The 17,271-nt window shown below is 63.2% G+C and carries 14 protein-coding genes; 13 read left to right on the forward strand and 1 reads right to left on the reverse strand.

Annotated elements, in window-relative coordinates:
• The first annotated feature begins 52 nt into the window (after positions 1 to 52).
• From P3H15_RS09630 to P3H15_RS09680, 11 genes are all read left to right on the forward strand, one after another.
• Positions 53 to 586 carry an enoyl-CoA hydratase/isomerase family protein gene (locus P3H15_RS09630; protein WP_276137010.1) on the forward strand — a complete coding sequence of 178 codons (534 nt, stop codon included), beginning with the start codon at positions 53 to 55 and terminating at the stop codon, positions 584 to 586.
• A 406-nt stretch (positions 587 to 992) separates the two neighbouring features.
• Positions 993 to 1,775 (forward strand): enoyl-CoA hydratase/isomerase family protein, encoded by a 783-nt coding sequence (locus P3H15_RS09635; RefSeq protein ID WP_276137144.1) that lies wholly within the window; start codon positions 993 to 995, stop codon positions 1,773 to 1,775.
• 28 nt (positions 1,776 to 1,803) lie between these two features.
• On the forward strand, positions 1,804 to 2,931 hold the full coding sequence (locus tag P3H15_RS09640; protein ID WP_276137011.1) for an acyl-CoA dehydrogenase family protein: 1,128 nt from the start codon (positions 1,804 to 1,806) through the stop codon (positions 2,929 to 2,931).
• Entirely contained in the window at positions 2,928 to 3,950 is a 1,023-nt protein-coding gene (locus tag P3H15_RS09645; RefSeq protein WP_276137012.1) for an acyl-CoA dehydrogenase family protein, read from the forward strand. The genes P3H15_RS09640 and P3H15_RS09645 overlap by 4 nt, the downstream gene beginning before the upstream one ends.
• A 346-nt stretch (positions 3,951 to 4,296) precedes the next feature.
• Positions 4,297 to 5,496 carry a thiolase family protein gene (locus tag P3H15_RS09650; protein WP_276137013.1) on the forward strand — a complete coding sequence of 400 codons (1,200 nt, stop codon included), beginning with the start codon at positions 4,297 to 4,299 and terminating at the stop codon, positions 5,494 to 5,496.
• Between the two features lie 76 nt (positions 5,497 to 5,572).
• Entirely contained in the window at positions 5,573 to 6,337 is a 765-nt protein-coding gene (locus P3H15_RS09655; protein ID WP_276137014.1) for an SDR family NAD(P)-dependent oxidoreductase, read from the forward strand.
• A complete protein-coding gene (locus P3H15_RS09660; RefSeq protein WP_276137015.1) occupies positions 6,334 to 7,104 on the forward strand; it encodes a crotonase/enoyl-CoA hydratase family protein in 771 nt (256 codons plus the stop codon). Before P3H15_RS09655 ends, P3H15_RS09660 begins: the two co-directional genes overlap by 4 nt.
• Before the next feature lie 3 nt (positions 7,105 to 7,107).
• Positions 7,108 to 8,253 carry an acyl-CoA dehydrogenase family protein gene (locus P3H15_RS09665; protein ID WP_276137016.1) on the forward strand — a complete coding sequence of 382 codons (1,146 nt, stop codon included), beginning with the start codon at positions 7,108 to 7,110 and terminating at the stop codon, positions 8,251 to 8,253.
• A gap of 97 nt (positions 8,254 to 8,350) precedes the next feature.
• Positions 8,351 to 8,833, forward strand: a complete 483-nt coding sequence (locus tag P3H15_RS09670) for a PaaI family thioesterase (protein WP_276137017.1) — start codon at positions 8,351 to 8,353, stop codon at positions 8,831 to 8,833.
• A gap of 49 nt (positions 8,834 to 8,882) precedes the next feature.
• On the forward strand, positions 8,883 to 10,022 hold the full coding sequence (locus P3H15_RS09675; RefSeq protein WP_276137018.1) for an acyl-CoA dehydrogenase family protein: 1,140 nt from the start codon (positions 8,883 to 8,885) through the stop codon (positions 10,020 to 10,022).
• A 37-nt stretch (positions 10,023 to 10,059) separates the two neighbouring features.
• Entirely contained in the window at positions 10,060 to 10,872 is an 813-nt protein-coding gene (locus P3H15_RS09680) for an alpha/beta fold hydrolase (protein ID WP_276137019.1), read from the forward strand.
• Positions 10,873 to 10,993: 121 nt separating this feature from the next.
• Here the strand turns inward: P3H15_RS09680 and P3H15_RS09685 are convergent, their stop codons facing one another.
• Entirely contained in the window at positions 10,994 to 12,919 is a 1,926-nt protein-coding gene (locus tag P3H15_RS09685) for an NAD(P)/FAD-dependent oxidoreductase (RefSeq protein WP_276137020.1), read from the reverse strand.
• A 743-nt stretch (positions 12,920 to 13,662) separates the two neighbouring features.
• Here P3H15_RS09685 and P3H15_RS09690 point away from each other — a divergent pair.
• Together P3H15_RS09690 and P3H15_RS09695 are read left to right on the forward strand one after the other, a co-directional pair.
• A complete protein-coding gene (locus P3H15_RS09690; RefSeq protein WP_276137021.1) occupies positions 13,663 to 16,272 on the forward strand; it encodes a PEP/pyruvate-binding domain-containing protein in 2,610 nt (869 codons plus the stop codon).
• A gap of 38 nt (positions 16,273 to 16,310) precedes the next feature.
• Positions 16,311 to 17,237: a hypothetical protein gene (locus tag P3H15_RS09695; RefSeq protein ID WP_276137022.1), complete on the forward strand. Its 927-nt coding sequence runs from the start codon at positions 16,311 to 16,313 to the stop codon at positions 17,235 to 17,237.
• The last annotated feature ends 34 nt before the right edge of the window (positions 17,238 to 17,271 follow it).

Here is a 17,271-nt window from a genome sequence, read left to right on the forward strand (position 1 = left end):
GTGAGGTAGCGGTGTGGTGCCTGAGAACGGCGTGATGGGGCCGTCCGGGCTCGTGACGGTGTCGCGGGCCAGTGACGCGCGTATCGCGGTGTTGACCTTGAATCGACCGCAATCGCTGAATGCGCTGAACACACCTCTGCTGGACGCGCTGGATTGCGCGCTCGACGTGGTTGCGGGATCCGACGCGTTCGCAGGGGCCATTCTGACCGGTGCTGGGCGTGCGTTCAGTGCTGGGGCCGACCTGCACGAACTCGGGGTCGAGCCGATGGCCAGGGTCCGACGCATGCACGCGCTCGCGCTCCGACTGCGGGACTTCCCGAAGATCATCGTCGCCTCGATCAACGGCCCGGCGTTGGGCGGCGGGCTCGAGGTGGCGATGGGGTGCACCTTCCGGATGGCGGCGGCGGACGCTTCGCTCGGTTTGCCCGAGATCAAGATGAATTTGATGCCGGGTTTTGGTGGAACGCAGCTGCTGCCGAGACTCGTCGGCGAGTCTCGGGCGTTACGCATCCTGTTGTCGGGAGATCCTGTCGATGCCCCCCACCGCGCTACGTATCGGTCTCGTCGACGCCGTATCGAATGGTGACCCCATCGGCCAGGCCGAGGTGTTCCTCGGGCAATTTCTTGCATCCGAGTCGGTGCCGCAGCAACTGATACGGGCCGCCGTGACGCGGGGTGCGGGATTGTCACTCGAAGACGCGCTCGAGGTCGAGCGCGGACTCGTCGAGCGTGTCAGCGCCAGCGCCGCCGGGCAGCGAGGCGTATCGGAGTTTCGTGGGGGCCGGCGCCACTAGTTTTGCCAGACCTGGGGCGTGGTGCTGTAGCTCCAGGTCTGGCTTTATTTGCGTAGATCCAACCCAGGTGAACGATCGTTCTGTTCGTCCTTGACACCCCCTCCCATAATTGTGAGAATGGTTGTCTCAAAGATCGCGGAGGGATCTCGGCCGCAGCAGGCGGGGACCGGGACGATCTTGGATGAATGGGAGCAGAACGTGAGTGATCTGCAGTACAGCGTGGACGGCGCCGTTGCGACGATCCTGCTGAACCGCCCGCACCGAAAGAATGCCTTCACCCTGGAGATGGTGGATGAGTGGGCCGCCGCGCTCAAGAGTGCGGCGGCTGACGATCGGGTGCGGGTGGTCGTGGTGACCGGAGCGGGGGATGCCTTCTGCTCTGGTGTCGACCTCGATGCCTTCAAGGGTGAGACGAGGGGTCCACTTCAGGAGAAGGAACTGCTGACGGACCGCGTCCATCAGGTGGCGCATGCCATGGCGGCCTTGCCCAAGCCGGTGATCGCGGTGGTGCGCGGCGTCGCAGTCGGAGCCGGCATGGACATGTCGCTCATGTGCGACATCCGGCTGGCAGGGCGCTCCGCGCGATTCTCCGAGGGCTACATCCGAGTCGGCTTGGTTCCCGGTGACGGCGGCTGCTACTACTTGCCGCGGATCATCGGTGTCGCCGACGCGTTGCGCTTGTTGTGGACGGGAGAGTTCGTCGACGCGGACCGCGCACTCGCGCTCGGCCTGGTGAGCGAGGTTCACGACGACGAGTCGGTTCTCGGTGAGGCCTACACGTTGGCCGAGACCATTGCCGCTCGCGCGCCCATAGCGGTAGAGATGATCAAGCGTTCCGTCTACCAGGGACTGGACCAGAGTTTGACCTCCGCCCTCGATTCCATCTCCTCGCACCAAGCCGTCGTGTTGTCGACGCAGGATTCCGCGGAGGCGTTCGCGGCATTCAAGGAACGCCGAGATCCCGTATTCCAGCGCCGATAGCTGGTCCGACCCTAGGAGTGTGTCGTCAATGGCGACTACCGACATCGTCTTCGCTGATCGTGAGCTGGACGAGATCCGTTCCACCGTTCGTGCACTGACCGAGGAGTGGCATCGACGTGGGCTGTTCGAGCCACGCAGCGACTCCTGGGTGCGCTCGTTCGACCTCGAGTTCAGCAAGGAACTCGCTGCGCGCGGGCTGATCGGCATGACATGGCCGGCCCGATACGGCGGCGGTGAACGTAGCAATGTCGCTCGTCTGGCGGCTACCGAGGAGCTTCTGCGGGCCGGCGCGCCGGTTGCGGCGCATTGGATCGCCGATCGGCAGATCGGGCCGTCGATTCTCAGGCATGGATCGGATCGCTTGAAGGACGAGATTCTGCCGGGCATCACCCGGGCGGAGAATCTGTTCTGCCTCGGGATGAGTGAGCCCGGTGCGGGCTCCGATCTGGCGGCCGTGAGGACCGTCGCCCACCGCACGGAGGGCGGGTGGCGGTTGACCGGGCGAAAGATCTGGACCAGTGGCGCCCACAAGGCCACACACGCGTACGTGTTGGCGAGGACCGAGAAGGCGGAGCGCAAACACGACGGGCTGAGCGAGTTCGTCGTGGACATGTCCGAGTCCGGTATCGAGGTGACACCGATCGTCGACATGGCCGGTGAACACCACTTCAACGAGGTCGCCTTCGATGACGTGTTCATTCCCGAACACCGCCTGATCGGTGTGGAAGGGCAAGGATGGCGCCAGGTCGTGGAACAGCTGTCGTTCGAGCGGGGCGGTGCCGAGCGTGTCCTGTCGACCTACCCTGTCCTCTCGGCGATGATCGATGCCTGCTCACACGCCGACGAGCCTGCTGCACTGACGCAGCTCGGCACGTTATTGGCGCGACTCGGCACACTGCGCCGGCTCTGCTGGAACGTGGCGCGAAGTCTCGACCAGGGAAAGGCGCCCGTCCAAGAGGCGGCAACTTTGAAGCTGCTGGGTAATGAGTTCGAGCGCGACGTCATTTCTGTTGCGCGTGAGTTGTTGAGCGGCAACGACTCACGTCCAGACAGTGTTTTCGGACAGGCGCTGCTGGCGTCGCCTGGATTCAGTATCAGGGGTGGGGCGGCGGACGTGTTGCTGTCCATCATTGCCAAGCAGGAGGCGCGAGCATGACCGAGCGTGAGTCACTTCAGGAGCTGATCGCGGATCTGGTGGCGGCAGCGCCGGCCGCCGAGTCCGGTCCATCACCGGACTTGTGGGCGAAAGTCGAGGAATTGGGGCTCGGGGCCGTCGCGGTCGACGAGAGCTGCGGCGGGTCCGGCGGATCCGTCGACGATCTCGTGGTGATCGTCGAGGCCTTGGCCCGGCACGGGCAAGGATTGCCGATCATCGAGATCAATACGGCTCGTTGGATACTCGGCGAATCCGGCACCGCTGTGGACGGGAGCGGAGTGCCGACTGCCGTCCTGACCGATCTCACCGAAGAGCAATTGCTGGCGGACGGGCTGAGCATTCGGTCGGTGGTCTGGGGTCGCCACGCCGGCGTCGTGGTCCTGTGTCCGCGAGCCGGACGTCCGGTGCTGGTCCGTACGGACGACTCCGCCGTCGGAATCGAGGAATGCGTCGACTTGTCGGGCACCCCCGACGACACCGTCACAGTCGGATCAAGCGGAAGCCGCGAGGTTCTCGACCACGCACCCTCCCCCGAGGCGATCAGGGCACGTTTCGCCCTTATGCAGTCGGCAGCCCTCGTCGGCGCGGTCCGGGGTGCGTACGAGCTGACGCGAGAATACGTGAAGACGCGCGAGCAATTCGGGGCACCGCTGATCAAGATTCCCGCAGTAGCAGGGAGTCTCGCGACGATTCGAACGAAGGTTCTCGAGGGCGAAGCTGCCCTCGAGTCGGCCTTGTCGGCGTGGCCGGGGGAGTTCTCGGGTTCGGCGACCCCGATATTCTCGGCCCGGGTGGTCGCCGCGCGGTGCGCCACCGAAACCGCCCGCCTCGCGCACCAACTTCACGGTGCGATGGGTGTGACGAGTGAGTATCCCCTGCACCGATTCACTGTGAAGCTGTGGGCGTGGCGAGACGCGGGGCTGCCCGAGACTGAATGGGCTCGCCTGGTCGCCCGCAGCGCCGTCGAGCGCGGCGAGGAGTGGGTCTGGACCGAACTTGCCGTGGTCTCGTCCAGCTAACCGTATCGCCATCAAGACTGGAAACGATCGGTCACATATTCCGATCGAGTATCGGCCTCGTCGCTGCTCGAGTCGCAGTAAAGCGCAAATGAGCTCGTATTTCGGAAGTTCTCCTTCCCTTCGGTGTGCGTGAACGATCGTTGACATTCGTCAGTGGGCACATTACATTCGAGGCATGCCGCGCTCGTGTCCCTCGGGTCGCTTCGTCGTCTCGGCCAGTGGCTCGTGGACGGCTGCGCAACGGATCGAACGCACACCCGAGAATCCTGGCGCAGGCAATGCGGCTCTAGACAATCGATAGAAGAGGTCTGAACATGACCAACGGACGAACGGCAGGTTCCGAGAGATGACCACAGCGGTGATCGTGGACGCGATTCGCTCGCCCATGGCGAAGGGCAAAGCGCCTAAGGACGGCAAGCCGGGAGGTGCACTCTCAGGACTGCATCCGGTGGAGCTTCTCAGTCAGGTCTTCGGACAGCTGATCGATCGCAACGGGCTCGACTCGTCGCTCGTAGACGACGTCATCGCGGGTTGCGTCAGCCAGGTCGGCGAGCAATCCGGCGGCGTCGGCCGTTTCGCATGGCTGGCGGCCGGGTTGGCAGAGAACGTTCCTGGAGTGACGATCAATCGTGCGTGCGGATCCAGTCAGCAGGCTGCTGACTTCGCCGCGCAGGGCATCATCGCGGGGGCGTACGACATCGTTGTCGCCGGCGGGGTCGAATCCATGAGTCGCATTCCCATGTTCACTTCCCGAATCGGCCAGGATCCGTACGGGCCTTCGGTCGCGAAACGCTACGCGCCGGGTCTGATTCCCCAGGGCGTGTCCGCCGAGTTGATCGCATCCCGGTGGAAGATCGATCGAGAGGCCCTGGACGAATTCTCGGCGCGCTCACACAGTCGGGCCGCCGCGTCCGACTTCCGTCGCGAAATCGTGCCGATCACGGTCGAAGAGCCGGATGGAAGCACGACAGTCGTCTACCAGGACGAGACGATTCGTCCGGGCACCACCGTGGACAAGCTCGGGACGCTGAAGCCCTCGTTCTACGACGAGGCCACCGCTACTCGATTCCCCGAGATCAACTGGTCGGTCACGCCGGGCAACTCATCGCAGCTCACAGACGGCGCCGCTGCCGTGCTCATCATGAGCGAGGAAAGGGCCACCGCATTGGGGTTGACCCCCCGTGCACGGTTCCACTCGTTCGCGGTCGCCGCCGATGACCCCATTTCGATGTTGACCGGGCCGATTCCGGCCACCGAGAAACTTCTGGCACGCGCCGGAATCGGGATCTCGGATATCGATCACTTCGAGGTGAATGAGGCTTTCGCTTCCGTGCCGCTCGCATGGGCGGATCATTTCGGGGTGGATCAGGCCAAGCTCAACCCGCGGGGCGGGGCCATCGCACTGGGCCATCCGCTCGGTGGTTCAGGGGCTCGTCTACTCACCACCATGCTGCACGCGCTCGAAGACACCGGCGGCCGATACGGGTTGCAGACGATGTGCGAAGCCGGCGGAATGGCGAACGCCACTCTCATCGAGCGCATTTGACGAATCGGCATCTCTGCCGATCCTCGCTCCGGCTACCGAAATCCGGAGCCGACACAGTCGAAAGGGTACAAGATTCATGCAGATCACTGACACAGTTGCGTTGGTGACGGGCGGTGCTTCCGGGCTCGGCTTGGCAACCACCGATCGTTTGATTGCGGGTGGCGCTCACGTCGTCATCGTCGACCTCCCATCCTCGAACGGTGCGCAGATCGCAGCCGAGCGGGGCGACGCCGCGCAGTTCATCGCGGCTGACGTCCGTGATCCCGAACAAGTCCAGGCAGCGATCGACGCCGCCGAGGCGCGGGGCCCGCTTCGGACCCTCGTGCACTGTGCGGGGCGGGGCGGGGCGCTTCGACTCGTCGACCGCGACGGAAATCCCGGCTCGTTGGAGTTGTACTCAGAAGTAATCTCCATCAATCTGATCGGAACGTTCAACGTCCTGAGACTGGCAGCGGCAAGCATGGCGCGAAACGAGCCCCTCGACGGAGACCGTGGCGTTGCAATCCTCACCGCATCCGTAGCCGCATTCGAGGGCCAGATCGGACAGGTTCCTTATGCCTCTGCGAAGGCAGGCGTGGTCGGACTTACCCTCGTTGCGGCACGTGACCTGGCGGGCAAGGGCATCCGGGTCTGCACGATCGCTCCGGGCACCTTCGATACGCCGTTGCTCAACAGGCTGTCCGACGAGGTCCGTGGATCACTCGCTTCCGCCGTTCCGCACCCCAGCAGGTTGGGTGAACCCGACGAGTACGCGAAGCTCGCGCTGCACATCATCGACAACAGTGTCTTGAATGGCGAGACCATCCGGCTCGACGGCGCGATCCGGATGCCTCCGCGATGAGCAGCGAGGCTATCCACCTGGCAGTGGCGAACCATATCGCGGTCGTCACGATCGACCGCCCGGACGTACGCAATGCGATAGATCGGCCAACTGCGCTTGCTCTGGAGAAGGCGATCGACGACGCCGAGTCCGATCCTGACGTGCGCGTGATAGTTCTTGCAGGGAGCGGGTCGGTGTTCTGCGCCGGCATGGATCTGAAGGCATTCAGCGCGACGGGTGAGCGCCCGATCACCGACCGGCGCGGTGCCTTCGGAATCGTCGAGGTGCCACCGTCCAAGCCTACTATCGCGGCGGTCGAGGGCAAGGCGCTCGGCGGCGGATTCGAGATCGCGCTGGCCGCCGATCTCATTGTCGCCGCAGACACCGCGATGTTCGGTCTTCCGGAGGTCAAGCGTGGCCTCGTTGCTGCGGCGGGAGGTCTCTTGCGTCTGCCGCGGCGGGTGCCCCGGAATGTCGCGCTGCACATGACGTTGACCGGGGAACCGATCACCGCGACGCAGGCGCAGGCACTGGGTCTGGTCACCGATGTCGTTGCCGAGGGCATGGCTACGAAGGCGGCGCTGGACTTGGCTTCCACGATTGCGGCCAACGCGCCGCTGGCCGTGCGCGCGTCCAAGCAGATCATCACGGAATCCGATGATTGGACGGTGAATGACATGTTTGAACGACAGGGCCGTATTACCAGCGTGGTCCGCAGCTCCAGCGATGCGGCCGAAGGTGCGCGAGCCTTCGTGGAGAAGCGATCTCCCGTGTGGTCTGGGAAGTGAGACATGGCGTCGATGAACGGTAGCGCAGACCCCGAACTGGTCTTCGAGGAGGACAGCGGCCCATTCTTGGAGGCCGCGGAGGAGTTCGTCCGTCGAGAGATCAGCGACAATCTCGAACGGTGGCGTGAGGAATCCTCGATTCCGGCCGAGTTCTTTCGGAAGGCTGGAGATACCGGTCTCCTCGGTGTGCGGACGCCCCGCGACTTCGGGGGCTTCGGCATTCTAGACCGCCGATTCGGTCAACTATCGAGTAGAGCGATCGTCGGTTCGGGTGCGTTCGGCCTTGCCTGGACGCTCGGTCTGCATTCAGATGTAGCCGCCCCCACGCTGGCCTCGTACTACCGCGGAGCCGATCGCGAGATCCTTTTGCGCGCCGCATCGATCGGCGAGAAGGTACTGACGGTGGCGGGCCTGTCGGGCGGTGTGTCGATCACGCAGCGTGCGGACCGATGGTGTCTGGGCGGTGTCGCAACCGCTGTACCCGGAGCAGCCGGCGCCGACATACTCGTCGTGTTGGCAACCGGTGACGACGGCTCCCTGCGGGTCGCGTCCGTCCCGTCCGACGCTGCTTCGATTCGCGAATCCACGACGCTGCTCGGCGCATCGGAATCCGCCACGAGAGATGTGACATTCGACGGCGTGGAGGTGGGAGACAGCGACATCCTAGATCCTGCCGCGGCCGAGTCGCTGGTCGCCGGCGCGTCGTTGCTGGTCGGCGGAATTGCCGTTGCTGCGGCACGGTTCTGTATCGACCGCACGGTCGAGTACGTAAACGAGAGGTCGGTCTTCGGCCGCCCGGTTGCTCTGTTCGACAACACCCGGGATGTCATCGCGGAGATTCAGTCGGAACTGCTCACCGTCACCGGGTACCACACGGCTCTCGCGTCGATTCCCGCCGATCTCCCTGCGAGATCGGCCGAGTCCTTTTCTGCTGCCCGCTCAGGTGCCGCGATCTTCGAGAAGTGCGCGGACGTCGGTCTACAGCTGCATGGCGGCTACGGCTACATGCTGGAATATCCCATCTCCCATGCCTATGCGGCCGCGCGCTACTTCCGGCTCGTTGTCGACGCACTGCCCGGTCTGACCGAGACGGTGGCACGTGATGCAGGTCTTCTCGAGATAGCCGGCGAGACACGCGTCAGCCGGTGAATGTGCCCTTCGCAACCGTGTTGCGGAGCAGACAGCAGCGGAGGACTCGTGGAGTCGTGCCGATCAGAACGAGCCAGCTGAGAAGGAAAACACTCCGATGACAAAGCATATCGACACCACCCCGAGCTTCGACTCGGCCTTTCTTGCTCCGTCGACCGACGACTGGAGCGCATGGCCGACGTGGGCAAGCAATCTACCGGCATCCCGATGCCTGGGCCTGAGAGTCACCTCTGTCGGCCCTGGAACCGCCACCGCGTTTCTCGACGAGTCACCGTGGCCTCTCAACCCCAACTCGGCTGTGCACGGCGGGCTGGTTGCAGCGGCCGCGGACCAGGCGGGCGGCATCGCGGCCGTCGCTGCGCTCGGCGAGCGGGCGCTGCCGGCCACGGCGACGCTTCATGCAGAGTATCTACGACCCGCGTTTCCAGGTCTCCAGCTGGACTGCCGCGTCGTCAGGGGCGGCAAGACGTTGCTCTTCGTCGAGATCGATGTCCTCGACCGAAAAGGGCAGCTTTGCACGAAGTTCAACGGGACGTGGAGCGTCTTCGGAGCGGTACCGTCGACCAGGACGGCAGAGTAATCGTGAGCCGCCTGCGCCAGTCGCCCCGCCCCGGTCGAAAGGAAAGCTGATGGACAGAGGTGTTTTCGGCGACGAACACGAGCAGTTCCGGATCATGATTCGGAAGTTCTTCACCGACGAGGTTCTGCCGGACTACCCGAACTGGCAAGAGCATGGAATGCCGCCGCGGTGGTTCTGGAAGCGCGCGGGTGAACTCGGCATCCTCGGAATCGGCGTGCCGACGGAGTACGGCGGACTGCCCGACTCGGATCTGAGGTACAGCGCGGTAGTGACCGAGGAGGCCCAGCGGCTCGGGTTCGCGCTGGGTGGCCTTCGAATTCATACCGACATCGCGATGCCTTATTTCCTCGAGTACGCGAACGCGGAGCAGCGCGCGCGATGGCTGCCGGGTCTTGTGTCCGGGGACTCTGTGGTCGCGCTCGGTATTTCAGAACCCGGCGCCGGGTCGGACCTCAAAGCGATGTCAACGCGCGCCAGCCGGGACGGCGACGCCTACGTGATCGACGGATCCAAGACCTTCATCTCGAACGGGGGTGGGGCAGACCTCATCGTGCTGGCCTGTAAGACGGACCCGAGCGCGGGACGAAACGGGATCAGCCTCATTGTGGTGGAAACAGACACGCCGGGATTCAAGCGAGGCAGGAGGCTGAACAAGCTCGGCCTGCACGCCCAGGACCTGGCAGAGTTGTCGTTCACCGACATGCGGGTCCCGATCGAGAATCTCCTCGGCAACGAGAACGACGGATTCTCCATGCTCACGTTCAACCTTGCGCAGGAGCGACTGTCCATCGCGCTGAACTCTCAGGCCTCGGCCCGGGCGACTATCGACGCCACCGTTGCAGCACTCGCTGGAACGTCACCCGATCAGCGCGCGAAGTTTGCACTCGCTGCATGCCGCGCAGAGACCGCGGCCGGCCAGGCGTTGATGGATAGCTCGCTCGAGGCCCTGATCGCAGGTCGCCTGGATCCGCTCGACGCGGCGATCGCGAAGCTATATGCGACCGAATTGCACGGACGCGTGGTCGATCGATGCACCAGAGTTCTCGGACTGTCACACTACAACGCGGACGACATCGTCGGGCAGTTCTACCTCGACGGTCGCGTCAGCCGAATCTACGGCGGATCGAGCGAAATCATGAAGGTCATCATCGCGCAGGGATTCGATTTCCGTAAGGCGGAATCGGCATGATTCAGGACGGCAACGCAACCGGTCAGCGACGGATCCGGTGACGGCCGTCGGCGTGGGCGACGGTCTCGCCCTGAACGTGCACGCCATCGGGAGCGGCCCGGCGGTGGTGTTCATTGCCGGGTTCGGCCTCGACCACCGCATCTGGGACGGCCAGGTCGAGCACCTGGTGGAGAGCCACAGAGTGATCTGCGTGGACCTTCTCGGAACCGGGCAGTCCAGCAAGCCGCTGGACGGCTACTCCACCGCGAACCAGGCCGAACTGGTCATCAAGGCGTTGGACGGGGTCGGCGTCGAACGGTTCTCACTCGTCGGACACTCGTTCGGTGGCATGGTCGCCTTCAACATTGCTGCCTGCAAGCCGGATCGAGTGGCGAAACTGATGTTGGTCGGTAGCAATGCAGTGCGGGCGGGCCGTAGCGACAGGTTCCCGTTCGGAGCGGACGGCGACAAGATGAGCGGTGCGCTGATCTCGGCCGAGCGTGCCAACCGTGTCGTCAGCCGACGTGCGACGCTCGCAGCTGGTTTCGCCGTCGAACCCGAGGACGCGGTGCTCGACTTCCTGACCGGAATATTTCTGGACATGCCGTCGTGGTCGGCAGTTGCATGCTTCCGAGCGATGTATGCAACAGACCAGATCGAGATGATCGACCGCACCACGATGCAAGTGGCGCAGATCGTCGGTGAGCGGGACCGGGTACATTCGCCTGCTGGAGCCGAGTGGTTGCAGGCGCGCCTGCACGCTTCCACACTCGACGTCCTGCCCTCTGTCGGTCACTACCCGATGTTCGAGAACCCTGCTGCACTGAACGATTTCCTCGTTCGCGTCCTCGCAGGGAGCGATGAGCACTGACTCGACCGATTGCGAGCAGTGCTCATCGCTGAGCGACATTCAGCTGAGCACCTGCACGGGGTGAGTCTCGACCGCAACGACGTACGGCCCGATCGTCTCGATCGGGCCGTACGTCGTCGTGTCAACGGGTCTCGATGTACTCGCTGGGCTGATACTCCAGCGACATGCGCCAGTAGTCGATGTACTTCCACGGGCTGTTGACAACCACACGCCCCGCGTCGTTCCTGAAGTACGACTTGGTACCTCGGTGTGACCAGATCATTCCGGTCATCGTCGTATCGACCTTCTCGTTGTACTCATCGCACACATCTTGGCGAACCTCGACGGACTTCGCCGCCCCCGAAGTGAGCCGCTCGATTCCTTGCAGCGCGTAACGCAGCTGGAACTCTGTTGCGAGGATTGCGCTACCTCCGTGGCCTGCAAAGGTGTTCGGGCCGTTCAAGATGAACAGGTTGGGGAAGTCAGGAACCGTCACACCAAGATAGGCCCGCCCATCGTCGGGTCCCCACACTTCCCGAAGGGTTCGACCCGACTTGCCGCGGACCTCCATCGGGTAGAGGAACTGCTGGATCTTGAATCCGGTCGCGTAGACGATGACGTCGGCATCGTGGACGGATCCGTCGCTCGCGACGACACCCGTCTCGGTGATCCGCACGACTCCGGACTCGACCAGGTGCACGTTGTCGCGGGTGAGAGTCCGGTACCAGCCGTTATCAATAAGCGGGCGCTTAGTGTAAGGGGGGTAGGTCGGCAGCGTGGCGTCGAGGAGATCGAGGCGATCACCGAGTTGCTTCTTGACGTATCCGGTCAAGAATTCCCGGTGGCTGTCATTGATTCGGTTGATCGAACGGTCGGGATGCGGCCATTCTGGATCGATCACCAGCGATTCGTGTAGACGGTCGCCGAAGTTCCAGAAAGCGCGAAGTCGATACCACCGGGTGTAGAAGGGCACCAAGTCGTTGGCGAGCTTGACTTCATCCGCAACGGATCGCTGGTAGTTGGGGTGGGGCAGAACCCAGTGCTTGGAGCGCTGGAAGATGGTGACGTCCTGCACCTGGTCCGCGATGGCCGGCACGAGCTGCATCGAGCTCGCGCCAGTTCCGATGACCACGACCCTCTTCCCGCTGAGATCGAGGTCTGCGTTCCACGTCGCGGTGTGCACCGTGTCGCCCCGGAACGTGTCGGCGCCCTCGATGTCGGGGATACTGGGACGGTTCACCTGACCGACAGCAGAGATGAGCGCGGTGTAGGTGCGCTCGATTGCTTCGCCGGCTCGATCACGAGCAATGACGGTCCAGTTGCTCAGGGCCGCGTCGTAGGTCGCGGACTGAACCTCCAGCCCGAACACAACATTGCCAAGGATTCCAGCGGCCTCGGCCGCATCCTCGAAATAGGCGCTGACCTCGCCGCGTTTGGCGAAGTAGCGCGACCAATCGCTCTTCGGGGCGAACGAGTAGGAGTACAGACTGCTCGGTGTATCGACACCGCAGCCCGGATAGAAATTCTCCAACCACGTTCCGCCGACACCGTCGTTCTTCTCGAGGATCTCGTACTCGATGCCGGAAGCCTCTAGTTCCCGTGCCGCTGCAATGCCCGACATTCCTGCGCCGATGATGCCGACCTTGAATCCGGTACCGGCCGCCGGTGTCGTGAGGGCGACCGACCGGCTGGTGATACCCAGCTCCTCGCTGAGAAGCGGGCCATACGCCGTCGGAACCGGCTCGTGCAGGACGGCGCTGAGAATTTCGGTGATGCGGTCCGGGCTGGGATCGGCTGGGATCAGAAGTCCCGCCTCGAAGTCCGCCACAGCCGCATGGACGGCCTGACGAATCTCGTCCTGAATCTCAGCCGGAAGGCCTCCGTCGTCGTTGTCGTCGAGGCCCCTGGCTCGTTCTGGGGCGTAGGGCTTGTGCAGCCACTTGTCGTCTTCGGTGAGATGAGCAAGTACTGCGACGAGAGTGGGGATGTTGGCATCGCGCAATGCATCCCCGAGCAGATCGCTGCTCGATTCGCTCTCGGCAATCAGCCCTCGAGAGGTGGTGGTCACTCTGTACTCCCTTCGTGCTGGATCATGAATGCTGACACGCATGACTCCTTCGTGGGCGCTGCGTGGTTCAGGCTGAGCGGAGTCGCAGCTCGCTAATTATTAGCTTGGTCGTCTCAAATATATGGCCGGTCGTGACTGTGTGTCAACCGTCCGTCGCATCCGTGGCAGGGGCGGGACTCGACGAGCCGCGATATCGACCGATGTCGCGCCAGGCATTGGATGCGTGTCGTCGCGGGGCCAGGTCCCCGCTGGAGTCGACCATCCTGTGGGCAGCTGCGCTCATCGCTTCGTGAAGGAATGAGAGCGGGGCCGGGGCTTGCGGCCTCGCAATGGGGAGCCCGAACCGAGTTGGGGCGGTCCGACAACCTTCCGACCGTATGACCTGCATGGCATCTGCGCCGCACACCGGCGGAACGATCATTCACATCAGAATCGCCTTCAAATATCGCGAGCCTGGAAGGTCGCGCCTCTGATCATCGCACCCCAGATAGCGTTCAGAGATGCGATGTCGAGGCCGAAAATCGGCAACTGCACTGCCTCGCAGCTGCGGGCCGATGTGCTCAGTACCGCATACCTGTGAATGATCGTTGACGTGATGAAGATTACTAGTTACGATCTTCATCACATGCAGCACGTTTCTTGGTGAGTGACGCAGGCCATGGCGGATGTCTGCGGTTTCCGCCGCCCGGTCCTATGGAGGACACGAGGCGCACCCCAAGTCGTCACGACCTACCGGAGGATCAATGAAGTACGTACTCAAACTTGATGAATGTGGCTCCGACTCGACGACCCTGACGGGCGGTAAAGCTGTCGGACTGGCGCAGTTGATGTCGCACGATCTGATGGTTCCCGAAGGATTCGTGGTCACCACGGAGGCATACCGCTCGAGCATCTCGGGCGATGTGAGGGCGCGCATCTCAGAACTGGCCGAGGGTGCTCGAACGCATGAACAGTTGACTACGGCGTCAGAGGGCATTCGCGCTCTGTTCACGCGGGACAAGATGCTCCCCGATGTGGTTGCGGAGATCGAATCTGCATATGCGAGCCTGGGTGCCCCGAGCACGCCCGTTGCCGTGCGATCGAGTGCCACCGCGGAGGATACTGCCGAAGCCTCGTTCGCAGGCCAGCAGGACACGTATCTGTGGATCCACGGCGCGAACTCGGTCGTCGACCATGTACTGCGTTGTTGGGGTAGCTTGTTCGCTGCGGCGGCGATCGGGTACCGCTCTCGATTCGCGGTCCCGGTGGACGATCTTGCGATGGCCGTGGTGGTTCAGCGGATGGTGCCCGCGGAGGCTGCCGGGGTAATGATGACGTTGGATCCCGCGACCGGAGATCGTTCGCAGATCTACGTCGAGTCGGCGTACGGACTGGGGGAGGGTGTCGTCAAGGGTGACACCGGTTCGGACAGTTTCTGGGTGGACCGTGACACGTTCACCACAGCACGTTCCGAGGTTCGGGAGAAGGCACACGCACATCGCTTCGTCGAATCGTCCGACACAGTAGAACTGGTCGACGTTCCCGACGACGAACGGAATCGCCCGTCGATCACAGACACCGAACTTCGTGAGATCGCCGAGCTGGGTGCGCATATCGAGAGCGTTCTGGGATCGCCTCAGGACATCGAGTGGGCCCTGGCGCCTGGAGCGGAGGGTAAGCGCGTTCTCGTCCTGCTGCAGACCCGGCCCGAGACGGTGTGGAGCCGTGAGGGCAAGCGGCGTGCACCAGACGCCGCAACCGGTTCTGTTCTCGTCGACCCCAACGAAGTAAACGTCCTGCACGGTATGGGCGACACTTCTGCCCTGTGGACGGTGACGAATATCCAGGAGTCGATCCCCGGGGTCGAAACGCCGATGACGTGGTCTTACTTCGGACCAGGGGGTGAGTACGCATTGCGCAATCACTTTCATCACATTGGTGCACTGTCCGCTTCCGAAGCGCGCACCCCGGCCGATCGGAAGGAATGGATCCTCGGCCTGTTCTACGGCCGCTGTGCGATGCGGGTCGATCTACTCGGAAAGTGGGCTGACCGAGTTCCCGGCATGAGCGGAGAAGCACTGGTGATGCAGTTCTTCTCCTCGCTCCCGGGAAGTATGACGAGCCAGCGCAACCGCACGTACTATCCGCGCGCTTTGGCCAAGATGCCGACACAGTTTCTCGCCGTGCCGCCGCTGATGCGAAAGAACCGCGCCCGAGTCGAGGAGTTCTGGCGATCGTCGCTGGCGGACCTCGAGCAGTCCTCGCGCTCCGAGGTAGAGGAACTGATCGAGGAGGCGTACAACCACTTCAGCTTGAGCCTCGGTCTACAGGTCCGGCTCACGATGGGCGCATTTGCGACCGTTAGTAAGCTACTTGGGGCGCTGGCGGCCGAGCAGTCGGAGGTATCGGCGCACGAGCTGGTCGCCGGCTACGGCGGTCACGAGGAATCCGAACTGGTCAAAGACATGTGGGACCTGTCGCGCGAGAAAATCACGCTGGATCATTTCCTTTCCAAGCACGGATACCACGGGTGGCAGGAAGGCGAGCTTTCCAATAGGACCTGGCGTGAAGATCCCTCGATGGTCCTCGCGCAAGCCGCCGCCTACAGGCTTCGGCCGGACAGCGAGAATCCCCACGATGCCGAAGATCGTCGTTTCGAGCGCCGAGTTGGGCTCGAAGATCGTTTCCTGCAAGCGCTCCCGGCGAGGCGACGATCGTGGGCACGTTTCGTTCTGAAGCTGGCGTCCACCTATTTGCCCATGCGAGGCATCTCCAAGGTCTCCTTCCTGCAGGCGCTGGATGTTGCGCGGTCCGTCGTTCGGCGTATGGGTGAATTCCTTGTGGCCGAGAACGTGATCGACGATGTCGAGGACGTCTTCTATCTCACTCGCGACGAAGTGATCGGTACTCCCCCGGGCAATGCGCGCATGCTTGTTCACGAGCGGAGGGAGATTCGAGCTCGCTATCAGACGTTCGAGGTGCCCGATGCCTGGCAGGGCATACCGGAGCAGATCGATCCCAGCGAACGCGCGGCGATCGAGCTCATCGAGGGAACGCCGGCGAGCCCCGGTGCCGTGGAAGGGCGCGCTCGCGTCGTTCTCCGCCCCACGGATGCACACCTCGAAGAAGGTGAGATCCTCGTTGCGCGAGACACTGATCCGGCGTGGGCTTCGCTCATGTTCCTCTCATCCGCGCTGATCGCCGATATCGGCGGAGTCATGAGTCACACCGCGGTCGTGGCTCGGGAGCTGGGAATTCCCTGCGTGGTCAACACGAAACTCGCCAGCCGCACCGTCTCCACAGGTGATCTCCTGAGGGTCGACGGCGCGAAGGGAACTGTCGAGATCCTTTCCCGCGCAGACAATCTCCTCTGAACAGAAGACCTCCACCAGAAGACGAAAGGTAACCACCAATGACAGTCACCGATGCGAAGAGTGCCCTCCAGTTCGAATACGATCGCGACCCTGTGTGGGGACCGCTCAGCCATCCGGCCCTCGAGACGATCGAGGAGGGTAGGCAGCCGTGGAAGGACCACATCTACATTGCATTCTGGGATCCGAAGTCTGCATCATACGGATTTCTTCACTGGAATGGTTCGCCCAACCATCCGACCACCAAGGTCCAGGCCAACATCGCACTCGGAGGCAAGGAGTTCGACCTCATCGAGGAACTTCCCCCGCAGGCGACTCACTTCTCCAGCGACTCGGCCGAGTTCGATCTCGAAGGCACCATCGAGTATAAGCACGAACGGCTGAAGGGCACGTTGACGATGGCCCCGCAGTTCGGTGCCATCAACTACGGTCCGGGCGGCTCCATTCCGGCCCTGGCGGATCAGGAACCGCTACAGCACTTCCAGAGCGGCTTGACTCTGAAGGGACGTCTGCAGTTGGACGGTGTCGACTACGACATCGACGCTCTCGGATTCCGGACGAGAACGTGGGGATATCGGGATGATTCCGAGCAGTTCCCGGAGTACTTCTACCTGTGGGCGACGTTCGACGACTACGCCGTTTCGGTGATCAAGCACGTGCACCCCGACGGTCGTCAGAAGACTGGAGGGGCCCTCGTCAACGAGACGGAGACCATCATGATCACGGATGTGCACCTGCCGAAGGATCGCGCCGGCTTCGCATACGAGGTGACCGTGGATCTCGAGGACGGAACCAGTCGGACACTCGCGCGCGATGAGCGTGTATGGGGTGGCTGGTGCCCGATCGGCTTGCCCAAGCGGAACGGTCCGACGTTCGCTGCGTTCGACGAGGTCGTCGGGTTCGTGGGGCCCGACAACGAATTCGGATACGGCCTGTCCGAATACGGATACATCCGGCGAGTGTACTGACGGTCGAATCGAGCATCGAAGGGCGACGCTATGA

Origin of the sequence: Rhodococcus sp. T2V (assembly GCF_029269925.1) — a bacterium.
Lineage (GTDB): Bacteria > Actinomycetota > Actinomycetes > Mycobacteriales > Mycobacteriaceae > Rhodococcus_F > Rhodococcus_F koreensis.

What these genes read in the sequence shown, in the direction of transcription:
- P3H15_RS09640 (WP_276137011.1), top strand. Translation starts at nt 1,804, where the DNA reads ATGGCGACTACCGACATCGTCTTCGCTGATCGTGAGCTGGACGAGATC.
- P3H15_RS09690 (WP_276137021.1), top strand. Translation starts at nt 13,663, where the DNA reads ATGAAGTACGTACTCAAACTTGATGAATGTGGCTCCGACTCGACGACC.
- P3H15_RS09670 (WP_276137017.1), top strand. Translation starts at nt 8,351, where the DNA reads ATGACAAAGCATATCGACACCACCCCGAGCTTCGACTCGGCCTTTCTT.
- P3H15_RS09695 (WP_276137022.1), top strand. Translation starts at nt 16,311, where the DNA reads ATGACAGTCACCGATGCGAAGAGTGCCCTCCAGTTCGAATACGATCGC.
- P3H15_RS09650 (WP_276137013.1), top strand. Translation starts at nt 4,297, where the DNA reads ATGACCACAGCGGTGATCGTGGACGCGATTCGCTCGCCCATGGCGAAG.
- P3H15_RS09645 (WP_276137012.1), top strand. Translation starts at nt 2,928, where the DNA reads ATGACCGAGCGTGAGTCACTTCAGGAGCTGATCGCGGATCTGGTGGCG.
- P3H15_RS09665 (WP_276137016.1), top strand. Translation starts at nt 7,108, where the DNA reads ATGGCGTCGATGAACGGTAGCGCAGACCCCGAACTGGTCTTCGAGGAG.
- P3H15_RS09675 (WP_276137018.1), top strand. Translation starts at nt 8,883, where the DNA reads ATGGACAGAGGTGTTTTCGGCGACGAACACGAGCAGTTCCGGATCATG.
- P3H15_RS09655 (WP_276137014.1), top strand. Translation starts at nt 5,573, where the DNA reads ATGCAGATCACTGACACAGTTGCGTTGGTGACGGGCGGTGCTTCCGGG.
- P3H15_RS09660 (WP_276137015.1), top strand. Translation starts at nt 6,334, where the DNA reads ATGAGCAGCGAGGCTATCCACCTGGCAGTGGCGAACCATATCGCGGTC.